A 14,055-nucleotide genomic window follows, 5' to 3' on the forward strand; every position below is an offset into this window, starting at 1 on the left:
CCGATCAGGCGTTGACGGCGTCCTTCAGCCCCTTGCCTGCCTTGAACTTGGGCTGCTTGGAAGCGGGGATCTTGATCGCCTCGCCGGTACGCGGATTGCGGCCTTCCGTCGCCGCACGGCTCGACACCGTGAACGTCCCGAAGCCCACGAGGCGGACTTCGTCGCCCTTCTTGAGGGCGTCCGTGATGATGTCGAACGTATAGTCAACCGCCTTGGTCGCATCGGCCTTGGATAGACCGGTCCGGTCCGCCACTTCTGCAATGAGATCGTTCTTGTTCACGTCAGGCCCCTTTGGATGCGATTACGGGAATCTGTCCCGCCAACGGGGTGACTTTACCCGCCGCCCAAGAAGGGGGTCAAAGTAAAAACTGCGGAAATCCGCGATATTTCAGCACCCGAAACGGAAAACGGGGGCCCAGAGGGCCCCCGTCGGGATATTTCGCCGCTGCGAAACGCTTCGTCGTCCGTGCCGCCGCCGCCCTCAGTGGGCGATCACCGGCTCGCTGGAATCGCGCTGCCTGTCGGCTGCCTGCTGGGCGGCATAGGCCGCCTCGTCCCACTCGATCGGCTCGGGCATGCGCGTCAGCGCGTTCCTGAGCACTTCGTCGGCTGTGGACACCGGCACGATCTCGAGCACGTTCTTCACATTGTCCGGGATGTCGGCCAGATCCTTGGCGTTGTCCTGCGGGATCAACACCTTCTTGATGCCGCCCCGAAGCGCCGCCAGGAGCTTCTCCTTCAACCCGCCGATCGGAAGCACGCGACCGCGCAGCGTGATCTCGCCCGTCATCGCCACGTCCTTGCGGACCGGGATGCCGGTCATGACGGAGACGATCGCCGTCGTCATGGCCACGCCCGCCGAAGGACCGTCCTTCGGGGTCGCGCCTTCCGGCACGTGGACGTGGATGTCCCTGCGGTCGAAGAGCGGCGGCTCGATGCCGAAGCGCGTCGCCCGCGAGCGGACATAGGAGTTGGCTGCCGAGATCGATTCCTTCATCACGTCGCGAAGGTTGCCCGTAACCGTCATGCGGCCCTTGCCGGGCATCATCACGCCTTCGATGGTCAGCAATTCGCCGCCCACTTCCGTCCAGGCCAGACCCGTGACAACGCCGACCTGGTCCTCGCCCTCGGCCTCGCCATAGCGATACTTCGGGACGCCGGCATAGGTTTCGATGTTGTCCTTCGTCACCGCGATCGACTTGTGATCGGAGGTGAGGATCTCCTTCACCGCCTTGCGGGCGAGATTGTTGATCTCGCGCTCGAGGTTGCGGACGCCCGCCTCGCGCGTATAGACGCGGATGAGCTGGCGCAGCGCCTCGTCGTCGATCGACCACTCGCCGCTCCTCAGCCCGTGGGCCTCAAGCGCCTTGGCGATGAGGTGACGGCGCGCGATCTCGACCTTCTCATCCTCGGTGTAACCGGCGATGCGAATGATCTCCATGCGGTCCATCAGCGGGCCGGGGATATTGAGCGTGTTGGCCGTGGTCACGAACATCACGTCGGAGAGATCGTAATCGACCTCCAGATAGTGGTCCGCGAAGGCGTTGTTCTGCTCGGGGTCAAGGACCTCGAGAAGCGCCGCCGAAGGGTCGCCACGGAAATCCGCGCCCATCTTGTCGATCTCGTCGAGCAGGAAGAGCGGGTTGGTGTGCTTCACCTTCTTCATCGACTGGATGACCTTGCCGGGCATCGAGCCGATATAGGTGCGCCTGTGGCCGCGGATTTCAGCCTCGTCGCGCACCCCGCCAAGCGACATGCGCACGAAGTCGCGTCCCGTCGCCTTGGCGATCGACTTGCCGAGCGAGGTCTTGCCGACGCCGGGCGGGCCGACAAGGCACAGGATCGGCCCCTTCAGCTTGTTGGCGCGGCTCTGCACGGCCAGATACTCGACGATGCGCTCCTTGACCTTGTCGAGGCCGAAGTGATCGGCATCGAGGATCTTCTGCGCATTGTTGAGATCGCGCTTGATACGGCTCTTCTTGTTCCACGGAACCGACAGCAGCCAGTCGAGATAATTCCGCACGACGGTCGCTTCGGCCGACATGGGGCTCATCTGCTTCAGCTTCTTCAGCTCGGCCTGCGCCTTCTCGCGCGCTTCCTTGGAGAGCTTGGTCTTCTGGATGCGCTCCTCGAGTTCGCGCAAGTCGTCCTTGCCGTCCTCGCCGTCGCCCAGCTCCTTCTGGATCGCCTTGAGCTGCTCGTTCAGATAGTACTCGCGCTGAGTCTTCTCCATCTGGCGCTTCACGCGCGAGCGGATGCGCTTTTCCACCTGCAGCACGCTGATCTCGCCTTCCATGAGCGAGTAGACGCGCTCCAGCCGCTCTGCGACCGACGGCAGTTCCAGAAGCTCCTGCTTCTCGGCGATCTTGAGATTGATGTGGCTCGCGATCGTGTCGGCAAGCTTGGCCGGCTCGTCGATCTGGGTCACGGAACCCAGAACCTCCGGCGGCACCTTCTTGTTGAGCTTCACATAGCCTTCGAACTGCGACACGACCGAACGCGCCAGCGCCTCGAGCTGCTCGTCGTCGGTTTCCACTTCCTCGATCGTCTCGACATTGGCCTCGAAGAACTGCTCGTTGTCGGTGTAGTTCGTGACGCGCGCGCGCTTCACGCCCTCGACCAGCACCTTCACCGTGCCATCGGGGAGCTTCAGCAACTGAAGCACGGAGCCAATGGTGCCGACCTGATAGATGCTGCCCACTTCGGGATTGTCGTCAGCGGCGTTCTTCTGCGCGACGAGCAGGATCTGCTTGTCGTCCTGCATGACGTTTTCGAGCGCGCGCACCGATTTCTCGCGGCCCACGAAGAGCGGCACGATCATGTGGGGGAAGACGACGATATCGCGCAACGGCAGAACCGGCAGAACGAGCTTCTCGCCCTCGCCGCCCGCCTGAGGTGTCCGTTCGTCCTTATCAGTCATTCTCTGATACCTGCTTTTACTAACCGCCCTTGGCGACGTTCGACCCTAGCATCCGAAACTGAACGAATGCTGATTGCGAGAGTGCCTGCCGAAGGATAGCCGGATTCGGAGTTCGGGGCGCGCTTCTCGAAAGCGCCTGCTCCGCGAGCCGGTTTCCCGACATGGCGCAACGGCACCGGGACGTGGCCGGAATTGACCATGATTGAAAGGAAAATGGCCCTGAGAGCTTCCGCTTTCAAGGCCACTCCATATCCGGTGAAATAATCGCGCGGGGTGCACGGGGCGCCGGGTCAGGCCCGTTCACACGGACCTTTCCGGCAGGTCCGGTCAGGCGCTTGTCCCAACGTCACCCTTGCGTTCCGCATAGATGTAAAGCGGACGCGCCTTGCCCTCTACCACTTCCGCGCTGATGACGACTTCTTCCACGCCTTCCAGCGTCGGCAGGTCGAACATCGTGTCGAGCAGGATCGCTTCCATGATGGAGCGCAGGCCGCGAGCGCCCGTCTTGCGCTCGATGGCCTTCTTGGCGATCGAGTGCAGCGCGTCGGAGGAGAAGGTGAGCTTCACATTCTCCATCTCGAAGAGGCGCTCATACTGCTTCACGAGCGCGTTCTTGGGCTCCGTCAGAATCTGGATCAGCGCCGACTCATCCAGATCCTCGAGCGTCGCCAGAACCGGCATGCGGCCGACGAATTCGGGGATCAGGCCGAACTTCAGCAGATCCTCCGGCTCGAGCTCCTTCAGGATGTCGCCGGTCCTGCGATCGTCGTCCGCGCGCACGGTGGCGCCGAAGCCAATGCCCGAGCCCTTGCCGCGCTGGGCGATGATCTTTTCGAGGCCCGCAAAGGCGCCGCCGCAGATGAAGAGTATGTTGGTCGTGTCGACCTGCAGGAACTCCTGCTGCGGGTGCTTGCGTCCGCCCTGCGGCGGAACGGAAGCGACAGTGCCTTCCATGATCTTCAGAAGGGCCTGCTGCACGCCCTCGCCCGATACATCGCGAGTGATGGACGGGTTGTCGGACTTGCGGCTGATCTTGTCGACCTCGTCGATATAGACGATGCCGCGCTGCGCGCGCTCGACATTGTAGTCGGCAGCCTGAAGCAGCTTGAGGATGATGTTCTCGACATCCTCGCCGACATAGCCGGCCTCGGTCAGCGTCGTCGCATCGGCCATGGTGAAGGGCACATCGAGGATGCGGGCAAGCGTCTGCGCGAGCAGCGTCTTGCCGCAGCCGGTCGGGCCGATCAGCAGGATGTTCGACTTCGCCAGTTCGACGTCGTTGTTCTTCGCCGCGTGGTTCAGGCGCTTGTAGTGATTATGCACCGCGACCGAAAGCACGCGCTTCGCATGCGCCTGGCCGATCACGTAATCGTCCAGCACGTTGCAGATTTCCTGCGGCGTCGGAACGCCGTCGCGCGACTTCACCAGCGAGGATTTGTTCTCCTCACGGATGATATCCATGCACAACTCGACACACTCGTCGCAGATAAAGACGGTCGGCCCCGCGATAAGCTTCCGCACCTCGTGCTGGCTCTTGCCGCAGAAGGAACAGTAAAGCGTGTTCTTGGAGTCGCCGCCGCTCACCTTGCTCATAGAAACTCCTTAGGCATCTGCCGGCGAAAGAAACCGGATCGCCTCATCCTTTGCACCGTTCTTGCCCGCCGCCAGTACCGATCGAAAAACCCTCATTTCTCAATCGCTTGAGGGACTCAAACGGATCCCCGATCCGTCACTTCTCCGACATACGAGCATGTTATTCGGCGAGGGATCAAGATTTCATTACAAATAAGCGAAACTCACCCTTCGCCGGGCCGGAATCCCGGTCTCCGCGCTACGGAATTGCGCATGTTTCGCCGAAAAACCGGCCGGCTGCTGTCGGAAATCCGCAACGCCGGCCCGGATTTGCCGCTCGTTATTTCGTGGCTTCCTCGGAGCGCGGAACGCCGACATGGTCGACGAGACCGAACTCCAGAGCCCTTTCGGGGCTCATGAAATTGTCGCGCTCAAGTGCATCCTGCACTTCCTTGAGGCTCCGGCCGGTATGCTTCACATAAATCATGTTCAGCTTCTCGCGGATCGCGAGCGTCTCGCGCGCATGGATCTCGATATCCGTCGCCTGGCCCTGGAAGCCGCCGGAAGGCTGATGCACCATGATTCGAGAATGCGGAAGCGCGAAGCGCATGCCCTTCTCGCCCGCAGTCAGAATCAGCGAGCCCATCGACGCGGCCTGACCGAGACAGACGGTCGCGACCGGCGGACGGATGTGCTGCATCGTGTCGTAGATGGCGAGACCCGAGGTCACGACGCCGCCCGGCGAATTGATGTAGAGCGAGATTTCCTTCTTCGGATTCTCGGCTTCGAGGAAGAGGAGCTGCGCCGTCACCAGCGTCGCCATGCCGTCCTCGAAGGGGCCCGCGATAAAGATGATCCGCTCCTTCAGGAGACGCGAGAAGATGTCATAGGCGCGCTCGCCCCGGTTGGTCTGCTCGACCACCATCGGCACGAGATTCATGTAAGTATCGAGCGGGTCTTTCATTCTCTCTCCTGAGCGTCAGCGCGTCGCGGGGCCGGGCGGGCATAGTCATCCTTCGGCCAATCACGCCCCTGAACGGCATAAAGCGATTCGGTAAATGGACGGTGCATCTTAGCTCAACGCTTATATAAGGCGAGAGGCCGGTGATTTAAGCCCCCGCCCTTCCGGCGCCGGCAAGCCACCGGCGGAGGGCCACTCCGCCGGCTGCAAGTACCGAATTTTGCCGGGCTTTCCGCGGCCGCCCGCCGCTCAGATGCAGACGCTCGCCAGCGGCGGGAACCCGTTGAATGACACCGCCGAATAGGTCGTCGTATAGGCGCCGGTGGCGAGGATCAGCACCTTGTCGCCCGCCTCGAGCGCCACGGGAAGGCGGTAATCGGCCTTCTCGTAGAGAATGTCCGCGCTGTCGCAAGTCGGGCCCGCGAGCACGACGGGCGCCGTCTCGCCGCCGTCGCGGGAGGTCTGGAGACGGTAGCGGATCGCCTCGTCCATCGTCTCGGCAAGGCCGTGGAACTTGCCGACATCGAGATAGACCCAGCGCCGGTTGTCGGTGCCGCCCTTCTCTGCAACCAGCACCACTTCGGACTGAATGACGCCAGCATCGCCCACCACGCCGCGACCCGGCTCGACGATGATGTCCGGCAGCTTCTCGCCGAAGCGGCGCGACAGCGCCTCGCGAATAGCCGTGCCATAGGCTTCGATCGAGGGCACGTCGGTACGATAGCGCGACGGAAAGCCGCCGCCCATGTTCACCATGCGAAGCGCGATGCCCTGCGCCGCCACCTTCTCGAAAAGCGCGACCGTTCCGGCGAGCGCCTTGTCGAATTGCGTCAGATCCGTCTGCTGCGAACCGACATGGAACGAAACGCCATAGGGATCGAGGCCGAGGTCACGCGCGCGGACGAGAAGGTCCGCGGCCATCTCCGGTTCGCAGCCGAACTTGCGCGACAGCGGCCATTCCGCGCCCTCGCACTCCATCAGCACGCGGCAATAGACGCGCGCGCCCGGCGCGGAGCGGGCGAGCTTTTCAAGCTCGGCCTCTGAATCGAAGGCGTAGAGGCGCACACCCTTCGCGAAGGCGGCCGCGATGTCGCGCTCCTTCTTGATCGTGTTGCCGAAGGAGATGCGGTCCGGCGAGACGCGGTGGCGAAGGCAGAGGTCGATCTCGCCCATGCTCGCCGTGTCGAAGCAGGAGCCGAGCCGCGCGAGCCGCGCGACGATCTCGTTCGCCGGGTTGGCCTTCACGGCATAGAAGATCCGCGCCTCGGGCAAAGCGCGCGAAAGCTCCAGCCAGTTATGCGCGACGAGATCGACATCGACCACGAGGCATGGCGAGGGCAGCTCGGCGGTTTCTAGGAAGCGTGCGATCTTGGGCGGCAGGCCACCGCGCTCCGCCGGAAGCTCGGCTTCACGGTGAACGAGCGCGAGCTTCGTCCGCTTGCGCGCGGCAGGCTTGGCCGACCCGCGAGGGGTACTGCCTGCCGGCTGCGTCGTGATTTCGGATTTCGTGGACAGGCGCGAACGGGCACGGCGGCCCGGCTCGGAAGCGAACATCGTCAACACCCTTTAAGACCCGGCGAAGCCGGCGTGATCAAAAAGGACGCTTCCGTCGTTGCATAAACCAACTAGGGGCCAGCGGCACGTGCGTGTGCGTCTTGTGCGCGCACACATATGGCCTCGCCTGAGTCTGCGCAAGCTGTTTCTGGCCCCGGACGAAATTTTTTCCGGGCGAGCCACAAAGGAAGCCGCCCCAATTCCGTCACATTCGGAGCCACCGCCGCCCCTCCCGCGCCCGCCCTCCGCCTGCGTCACAATCCGTTTACGGAACAAGTGCCGCCGGACGCCTTGCAAATGAAAAAGGCCCGGAGGTACGCTCCGGGCCTTTTGCGTGAGTGAACGGTAATGCGCTCAATCTTCCTTTTTCTTCTTGGCTGGCGCCTTCTTGGCAGCAGGCTTCTTGGCCGCGGCCTTCTTCGCCGGCTTTTCCTCATCGCCATGATCGTGATCATGGTCGTGGTCGCAGTTCTCGTCGTGGACGTGCCCGTGGTCATGATCATGATCATGGTGGTGATGATGGTCATGCTCGTCGGCATCCGGGTCGGCGAACAGCTCGTCCCGCGTAACCGTCTTCTCGCTGACCTTCGCCAGCTCGGCGATGAAGTCCACAACCTTCTCTTCGAAGATCGGCGCGCGCAGCTCGGAAATCGCCTGCGGATTGCGCTGATAGAATTCGAAGACCTGGCGCTCCTGGCCCGGGAACTGGCGGGCGCGATCCATCAGCGCCTGATTGAGTTCCTGATCCGTCACGGAGATCTTGTTCTTCTCGCCGACTTCGGCAAGGACGAGCCCGAGCCGCACGCGGCGCTCGGCGATCTTGCGGTATTCGCCGCGGATCTGCTCCTCCGGCTCCTCGAGGTCGGCGGGCGTCTTGCCCTGATGCTGAAGCTCGTGCTCGAACTGCGACCAGATCTGGCTGAACTCCTGCTCGACCATCGTGGGCGGCAGTTCGAAGCTGTGCTCGGCATCGAGCGCATCGAGAAGCGCGCGCTTCAGATGCATGCGCGACATGCGGGCGAAATCGGACTTGATCTGCTCGGTGAGGACTTCGCGCAGCTTGTCCAGCGCGTCGAAGCCGAAGCGCTTGGCGAATTCGTCATCGATCGTCGCTTCGGCGGGCGCCTGCACTTCCTTGACCGTCACTTCAAAGACGGCGTCCTTGCCGGCAAGGTTCTCCGCGCCGTAATCGGCCGGGAAGGTCACCTTGACGTCGACCTTGTCGCCCGCCTTGGCGCCCTTGAGCTGATCCTCGAAGCCCGGGATGAACCGGCCCGAGCCGATCTCGAGCCTCGCATCTTCCGCCGAGCCGCCCTCGAAGGCTTCGCCGTCGATCCGGCCGATGAAGTCGATGGTCAGGAGGTCGCCCTCCTCGGCCGCCGCGCCCTCGGCCCTGGGCTCGAAATTCTTCTGGTTCTCGGCCAGACGCTTCAGCGCCTCGTCCACATCGGCGTCGGTCGCCTCGGCCACCGGCTTCTCGACGGAAATCTTGGAGAAGTCCGCGATCTCGAAGCTCGGAATGATCTCGAAGGTCATCTTGTAGGTCAGGTCGGCCTTGCCGTTCATGACCTCCTCGATCTCACCCTCGAGGTTGATCTCGGGCTGAAGCGCGGGGCGCAGCGTCTGCTCCTCGAGCGCCTTCTGGCTCGACTCGCCCACGGCCTCCTGAATGACTTCCGACATCACCTGCTTGCCGAAGGTCTTGCGCAAATGCGCGACCGGGACCTTGCCCGGGCGGAACCCCTTGAGGCGGATCGAGTTCTTCAGCTCGTCGAGCTTCGCACCGACGCGCGTCTCCAGATCGCCGGCGGGAACCTGAACCTTGAGTTCGCGCTTCAAACCTTCAGCGCTCGTGACCGTAACCTGCATCTTGCAATCCGTTCTTTCAGCTAGGCCGTTTTTTCTTCCTGGCCATTGTCATTGCTGGGCTTTCCGGCCTGGTGCGGGCGGAGGGATTTGAACCCCCACGCCTTGCGGCACTGGAACCTAAATCCAGCGCGTCTACCAATTCCGCCACGCCCGCAAGGCCCGCCCGGGCAGCGACATTCGACCGCCATCCCGTGTCCAAATCGGCGCTCTCTATAGCAAGGGACCCGGGGGAACGCCAGCAAAAGAGAAGCGCCGCACGGCGAAAGAAAGCGCCCCGAAGCGGCCCTTTCGGCCCCCTTTCGGGCGAAAATCGGGGCCGTTCTACCCCTTCTGCCCCGCGCCCGGCCCAAGGTGCGGGATCAGCGAAGGGCGGGCACGAGGTCCCGGTACACGGCCGGCAGCATTTCGGGCAAATCCTCCGAAACGAGGCCGATGCCGAAATAGCTCGCGGCTTCGCCATGTAGCCAGGCCGCCATGGCCGCCGCCTCGAAGGCCGGCGCGCCTTGCGCGAGGAGGCCCAGAATGATCCCGCCCAGCACGTCGCCCGAGCCTGCCGTGGCAAGCTCCTGACCGCCATTCGTATTGACGATGGCCCGTCCGTCCGGCGCGGCGATCACCGTATCGGGGCCCTTGAGCAGGACGACGGCGCCCGACTCCGCCGCCGCGGCGCGGGCGCGGGCGAGCTTGCCTCCTTCGATGGCCGGGAAGATGCGGCGGAACTCGCCCTCATGCGGGGTGAGCACGGTCGGCCCGGCGAAATAGCCCTTGATGGCGACGAAGAGATCACGCGGGATCTCGGCGAACGAGGTCAGCGCATCGGCGTCGAGCACCATGGCGGCGCCGGACAGAAGGGCCGCCAGCACATTCTCGCGCGTGGTCGGGCCGACGCCGCAGCCCGGTCCGATGAGGCATGCGTTCTTGCGCTTGTCCTCGAGGATCTTCGTCAGCGAGTCCGCCCCGGCGAACGGCTTGACCATGATGGCGGTGAGCTGCGCGGCGTTGATCGCCACCGCATTGGGCGGCGAGACGACGGTGACCAGCCCCGCGCCTGCGCGAAGCGCGCCGCGAGCCGCGAGCCGCGCGGCGCCCGTATTGGACGGGCCGCCGGAGACGACGATGGCGTGGCCGCGCGAATATTTGTGATCCTCGGCCCTCCGCTGCGGGAAATTCGCGCCCCAGACAGCCGGGCCGTTCTCGAACGTCGCGGGCGCGACCTCCGACAGCACGTCATCTTCGATGCCGATGCCGGCGACGACGAGTTCGCCGCAAAGCGTGCGTCCGGGATAGAGCACATGGCCGGGCTTCTTGCGGAAGAAGGTGACGGTGACCCGCGCGCTGAAGGCTTCGCCGCGCACCTGCCCGGTATCGCCGTCGAGGCCCGTCGGCACGTCGATGGCGACGACGGGAAGCCCGGCCCGGTTCACACGGCGGATGAGTTCCGCAGTCGCGCCGTTCACGTCGCGCGAGAGCCCCGCGCCGAAAATGCCATCCACGATGACGGCCGCGCCCTCCGCCGCATCGGCCGTCAGCGGGTGCACGGGCCCGTTCCAGCGATGGGCGGCCTCGGCCGCGTCGCCTGTCAGCCGCTCGCGCTCGCCCAGAAGAAAGAGCGAAACGTCCCGCCCCCGCTCCTTGAGCAGGCTCGCCGCGATGAAGGCATCGCCGCCATTGTTGCCGGGCCCGCAGAGAACAGCGACGCGCCCTCCCCCGAAGCGCTCGGAGACAGTATCCGCGACCGCGCGGCCTGCGTTTTCCATAAGAAGGATTCCGGGACGCCCGCGCTCGATCGTCAGCCGATCGGCACGCGACATTTCATCAACGCTGAGCAGGGCATGTCTCGTATCGAACATGCGCGCCACTATAGCGGCATGAGGCGAGTCGCCAAGGCGGCAAATCAGGCCTGCGTCCCGGCGTCCGGCGCCCTCAGTTCACCTTGGTGTCGGCTTCGCGCCCCTTCTCGATGAGTGAAAGCGCGGACCCCTTCACTTCGAGCACCGTTACGGAACAATTGTCCGGCCGGAAGGCGACCACGCGATCGTCGCCAAGCGCCGCGCCCGCCGCCACATTGATCGCGATGAAATGGCTGAAGACGACCGTGTCCTCCTCGAGCGCCGTCAGCGCCTCGACGACGCCCCTCCGCCAGGCCATGAAATCGACGCCGCCCTGCGGCTCGGCGCCCGCGGCCCAGCTTCCGGCCATGAAAGCGCGAAGCCATTCGCCGCGCTCCTTCAGATCATGCGTCGGGGAAGGAATTTCGCCCACACGCGCCTCGACGCGCGGGCTCGCGCCCCAGAGTTCGGCGAGCGGCACGCTCGTCTCCCGGCAGCGGCGCAGCGGCGACGTGACGAGCGGCAGCTTCCGCCCTGCCCGCGCCTCGATCTCGCGCGCGACCGCTTCCGACTGCGCGCGGCCGAGATCATCAAGGCCGGGGTCCATATCCGCGTCCCAGCTCGCCGCCGCGCGGCCATGTCGGATCATATAGATGAGGGGCATCTGCTCGTTCCCATGCGAATTGCGATGGCGGAACATAGGCGCCCCATGGCCGATCCAGCAAGCATGCATGGCCGAAGCGGCGCACGGATGAGAAAAAGCCCGGACGGAGAACCGCCCGGACCTTTCCGTTCGCCGTCGAGGCCGATCAGAATTTGTAGTTGATGCCGAGGCGCAGCGTGCTCGATGTCAGATCCGCCGAATGGCTGAACGGCGCGGCGCTCGGCCCCGCCGCCGTGAGCGTCCCGCTCGAAGAGACGCTACCAAAATCCGTGTAAAGATATTCGAGCTTGGCCGACCACTTGTCCATCAGCGCATACTCGACGCCCGCGCCCAGCGTCCAGCCATATTTGGTCTTGGAGCCGGAAGCATATTCGGCGGCGCCGAGGCCGAGCGTGTCGCTGAACGAATTGGAGTTCTTCAGATTGGTGACGGCGAGCCCACCCGTCACATAGCCGAGAAGATTGTCCATGGCGACGCCGACGCGCGGCCGCAATGTCAGCAGCCAGTCCGCCTTGACCGACTGGCCAAGCGTGAACGTGTCGGGCGAAAATGCCGGATAGATGGCCGTGACGGTTCGCGACTTGCTGAGGTCATAGGCGTCGAAATCGACTTCGCCGCCCAGAACGAGATTGCCGTTCTGCCAGTTCATGCCGGCTTGCACGCCACCGACGAAACCGTCGGGATGGACCTTGCCATGGCCCGCCGCATTGACAGCGGTCACGCTCGATGGCGCGAAATAGCTGCCTGCCGATGTCGTCGTGGAAACGTCTGAATCGCCCCAGCCATAGCCCGCATTCGCACCGATGTAATAACCGGTCCAGTTGTAGACTTCCGCCTTCGCGCCGCTCACCAAAGCCAGAGACGCAATCAAGATCGCAAACAGAATGCGCATGATTTTCCCCTCACCTCAGTTGACTGAGCGCGGGGATTTTATCGTCCGGTCACATGTGTCGCCACGGTAAATAATCAGCCGTGGCGACGCATATGGATAGTGGCCGGGCTTTCGCGGACCGGCGTCCGAGCGAAACGGGACGTTTCAGTTTACTCGGGCGTGAAGATGTTCACGCTTCCGTCCGACGCCGCCTTCACCGTGCCGCCGCGTCCGAGCTGCTCGCGCTCCATCATGTCCATGAGCGTGACCGGGTCCTTCGGCGTGTGGGCGATGAAGCGCGCGCCCGTATCGTCGAGGCGGCCGAACACGATCGAGAAGTCGGGGCCGTCGCGCCCGTTGACGACCGTATAGGTTTCGATCTTCGCCTTGCCGTTCGGCGTCTCGTCCACCTGCGGATGCGGCTCGTTGTCGATCTCGGCCTGATAGCTTGCCGGGTTCTCGCGCTTCCACGACCCCTTCACCGGCTCGGTCGAATAAAGGCCGAGCCCATGCTTCGTCACATACCAGCCGTTCGACGTGCAGAGCCCCTTCGAGCCCGGCTTCGCGCGCAGCTTCTCCATCATCGTCGCGATGGAGTGCATGACGTAGTTGTTGCCCGCGCCGCCGAAGTAAGGAAGGCCGCCCGTGACGGTCAGCGGGCGCGGATCGTCCTCGGCGATGCCGAGTTCATTGCGGCCGATCTGCACAGCCGAGGGGAAGCAGGAATAGAGATCGAAGAAGTCGATGTCGCCGATCGACCAGCCCGCCATGTCGAGAGCCTTGCGGCCGATGGTGCGGATCGCGGGCGAAGAATGGAAGTTCACGCGCTCGCTCAGATACCAGATGTCATTGGCATCGCCGCAGCCATGCAGATAGACCCACTTCGACTCGGGCACGCCGAGTTCGCGCGCCTTCTTCACCGACATCATCACCACTGCCGCCGCCTGATCGACCTGCATGATGGCGTTCATATACTTCGTGTACGGAAAGCCGACATAGCGGTTGTCGTCGCCGGGGGTCGCGATCTCTTCCGCCGTCCGCGCGACGGGGAACCACGCCTGCGGATGCTTCGCCGCGACTTCGGTGAAAGGCGCCATGAGGCGGCCGATCTCGAGCTGGTGCTCGCGCACGCTCAGCTTCTTCTGGCCGCGGATCGCATTCTCGAACATCGGGTAGATGTTCACCGGATACTGGACCTTGTGCCGCTTCTCCACCTCGCTGACGCCGAGGCGCTCATTGCCGATGTCGATGCGCGTGCCGCCGGGCTCGTCATGCCAGGGCAGCGTCTGCCCGCGCCCGAGCGCGCGCATGAGGGTCGCGAAACATTCGGCGCCCGCCACCAGCGCGACATCGGTTTCGCCCTCGGCGATCAGCTCCGCCGTGTGGTTGACGAGATATTGCGGCGTGTTGCCTCCGGTCGGCCCGTAGCAGTTCTTCGAGGCGTTGGCGCCGAGCATGTTGCCGAGCGTCTTCGGCGCGTTCGGATAGCGGCCGAAGGTCAGGCGGCCCGAATCCGGGCTGTCAGTGATGAAGCGAACGACGGTGATGTTGTCGACGGCCTTCCAGAGCGCGTCGCCGAGCCCCGTATCCGCCGCCGCGAGCTGCGCCGCATCGGCCATCAGATGCATGGGCGACTTCGCCTTCTCGACGTCCTTTTCCTTTTGCACAAGCTGGCCGCAGCCGACAAGGATCGGTGTACGGTCTTCGGGTTGGACGTTCGACATCGCGTTCATTCTCCTCCGGCCGCGTGCACGGCGCTTCACTGATTGCAATGGCGGGGGAGAATAATGCCTCGCCTCCCTATGTCCAGCGGGA

General features: G+C 64.0%; 10 protein-coding genes and 1 tRNA gene. All 11 read right to left on the reverse strand.

Translation table 11 applies throughout. From position 1 onward, the window contains the following. Positions 1 to 4 precede the first annotated feature (4 nt). Positions 5 to 280 carry an HU family DNA-binding protein gene (locus tag WBG82_RS01020; protein WP_324300140.1) on the reverse strand — a complete coding sequence of 92 codons (276 nt, stop codon included), beginning with the start codon at positions 278 to 280 and terminating at the stop codon, positions 5 to 7. Between the two features lie 201 nt (positions 281 to 481). Next, positions 482 to 2,920 carry an endopeptidase La gene (lon, locus tag WBG82_RS01025; RefSeq protein ID WP_424420265.1) on the reverse strand — a complete coding sequence of 813 codons (2,439 nt, stop codon included), beginning with the start codon at positions 2,918 to 2,920 and terminating at the stop codon, positions 482 to 484. A 327-nt stretch (positions 2,921 to 3,247) separates the two neighbouring features. Then, the gene (gene clpX, locus WBG82_RS01030) at positions 3,248 to 4,513 is read right to left on the reverse strand and encodes an ATP-dependent Clp protease ATP-binding subunit ClpX (protein WP_424420268.1); all 1,266 of its coding nucleotides are present in this window, start codon (positions 4,511 to 4,513) and stop codon (positions 3,248 to 3,250) included. Positions 4,514 to 4,832: 319 nt separating this feature from the next. Continuing rightward, complete coding sequence (locus tag WBG82_RS01035; protein ID WP_424420271.1) at positions 4,833 to 5,456, reverse strand: ATP-dependent Clp protease proteolytic subunit; 624 nt, start codon at positions 5,454 to 5,456, stop codon at positions 4,833 to 4,835. Positions 5,457 to 5,702: 246 nt separating this feature from the next. Continuing rightward, entirely contained in the window at positions 5,703 to 7,007 is a 1,305-nt protein-coding gene (locus tag WBG82_RS01040) for a type III PLP-dependent enzyme (RefSeq protein ID WP_424420273.1), read from the reverse strand. Positions 7,008 to 7,361: 354 nt separating this feature from the next. After that, positions 7,362 to 8,876 carry a trigger factor gene (gene tig, locus WBG82_RS01045; protein WP_424420276.1) on the reverse strand — a complete coding sequence of 505 codons (1,515 nt, stop codon included), beginning with the start codon at positions 8,874 to 8,876 and terminating at the stop codon, positions 7,362 to 7,364. A 69-nt stretch (positions 8,877 to 8,945) separates the two neighbouring features. Then, positions 8,946 to 9,030 (reverse strand) — tRNA-Leu (locus WBG82_RS01050). 205 nt (positions 9,031 to 9,235) lie between these two features. Next, positions 9,236 to 10,726, reverse strand: coding sequence for an NAD(P)H-hydrate dehydratase (locus tag WBG82_RS01055; RefSeq protein WP_424420278.1), 1,491 nt, complete (start codon positions 10,724 to 10,726; stop codon positions 9,236 to 9,238). A 73-nt stretch (positions 10,727 to 10,799) separates the two neighbouring features. Beyond that, the gene (locus WBG82_RS01060) at positions 10,800 to 11,369 is read right to left on the reverse strand and encodes a histidine phosphatase family protein (protein ID WP_424420280.1); all 570 of its coding nucleotides are present in this window, start codon (positions 11,367 to 11,369) and stop codon (positions 10,800 to 10,802) included. A 145-nt stretch (positions 11,370 to 11,514) separates the two neighbouring features. Continuing rightward, the gene (locus tag WBG82_RS01065) at positions 11,515 to 12,261 is read right to left on the reverse strand and encodes an outer membrane protein (protein WP_424420283.1); all 747 of its coding nucleotides are present in this window, start codon (positions 12,259 to 12,261) and stop codon (positions 11,515 to 11,517) included. Between the two features lie 149 nt (positions 12,262 to 12,410). Beyond that, the gene (locus tag WBG82_RS01070; protein WP_424420286.1) at positions 12,411 to 13,964 is read right to left on the reverse strand and encodes an acetyl-CoA acetyltransferase; all 1,554 of its coding nucleotides are present in this window, start codon (positions 13,962 to 13,964) and stop codon (positions 12,411 to 12,413) included. Positions 13,965 to 14,055: the final 91 nt, after the last annotated feature.

This window comes from Parvibaculum sp., from assembly GCF_049671045.1.
Classification (GTDB): domain Bacteria; phylum Pseudomonadota; class Alphaproteobacteria; order Parvibaculales; family Parvibaculaceae; genus Parvibaculum.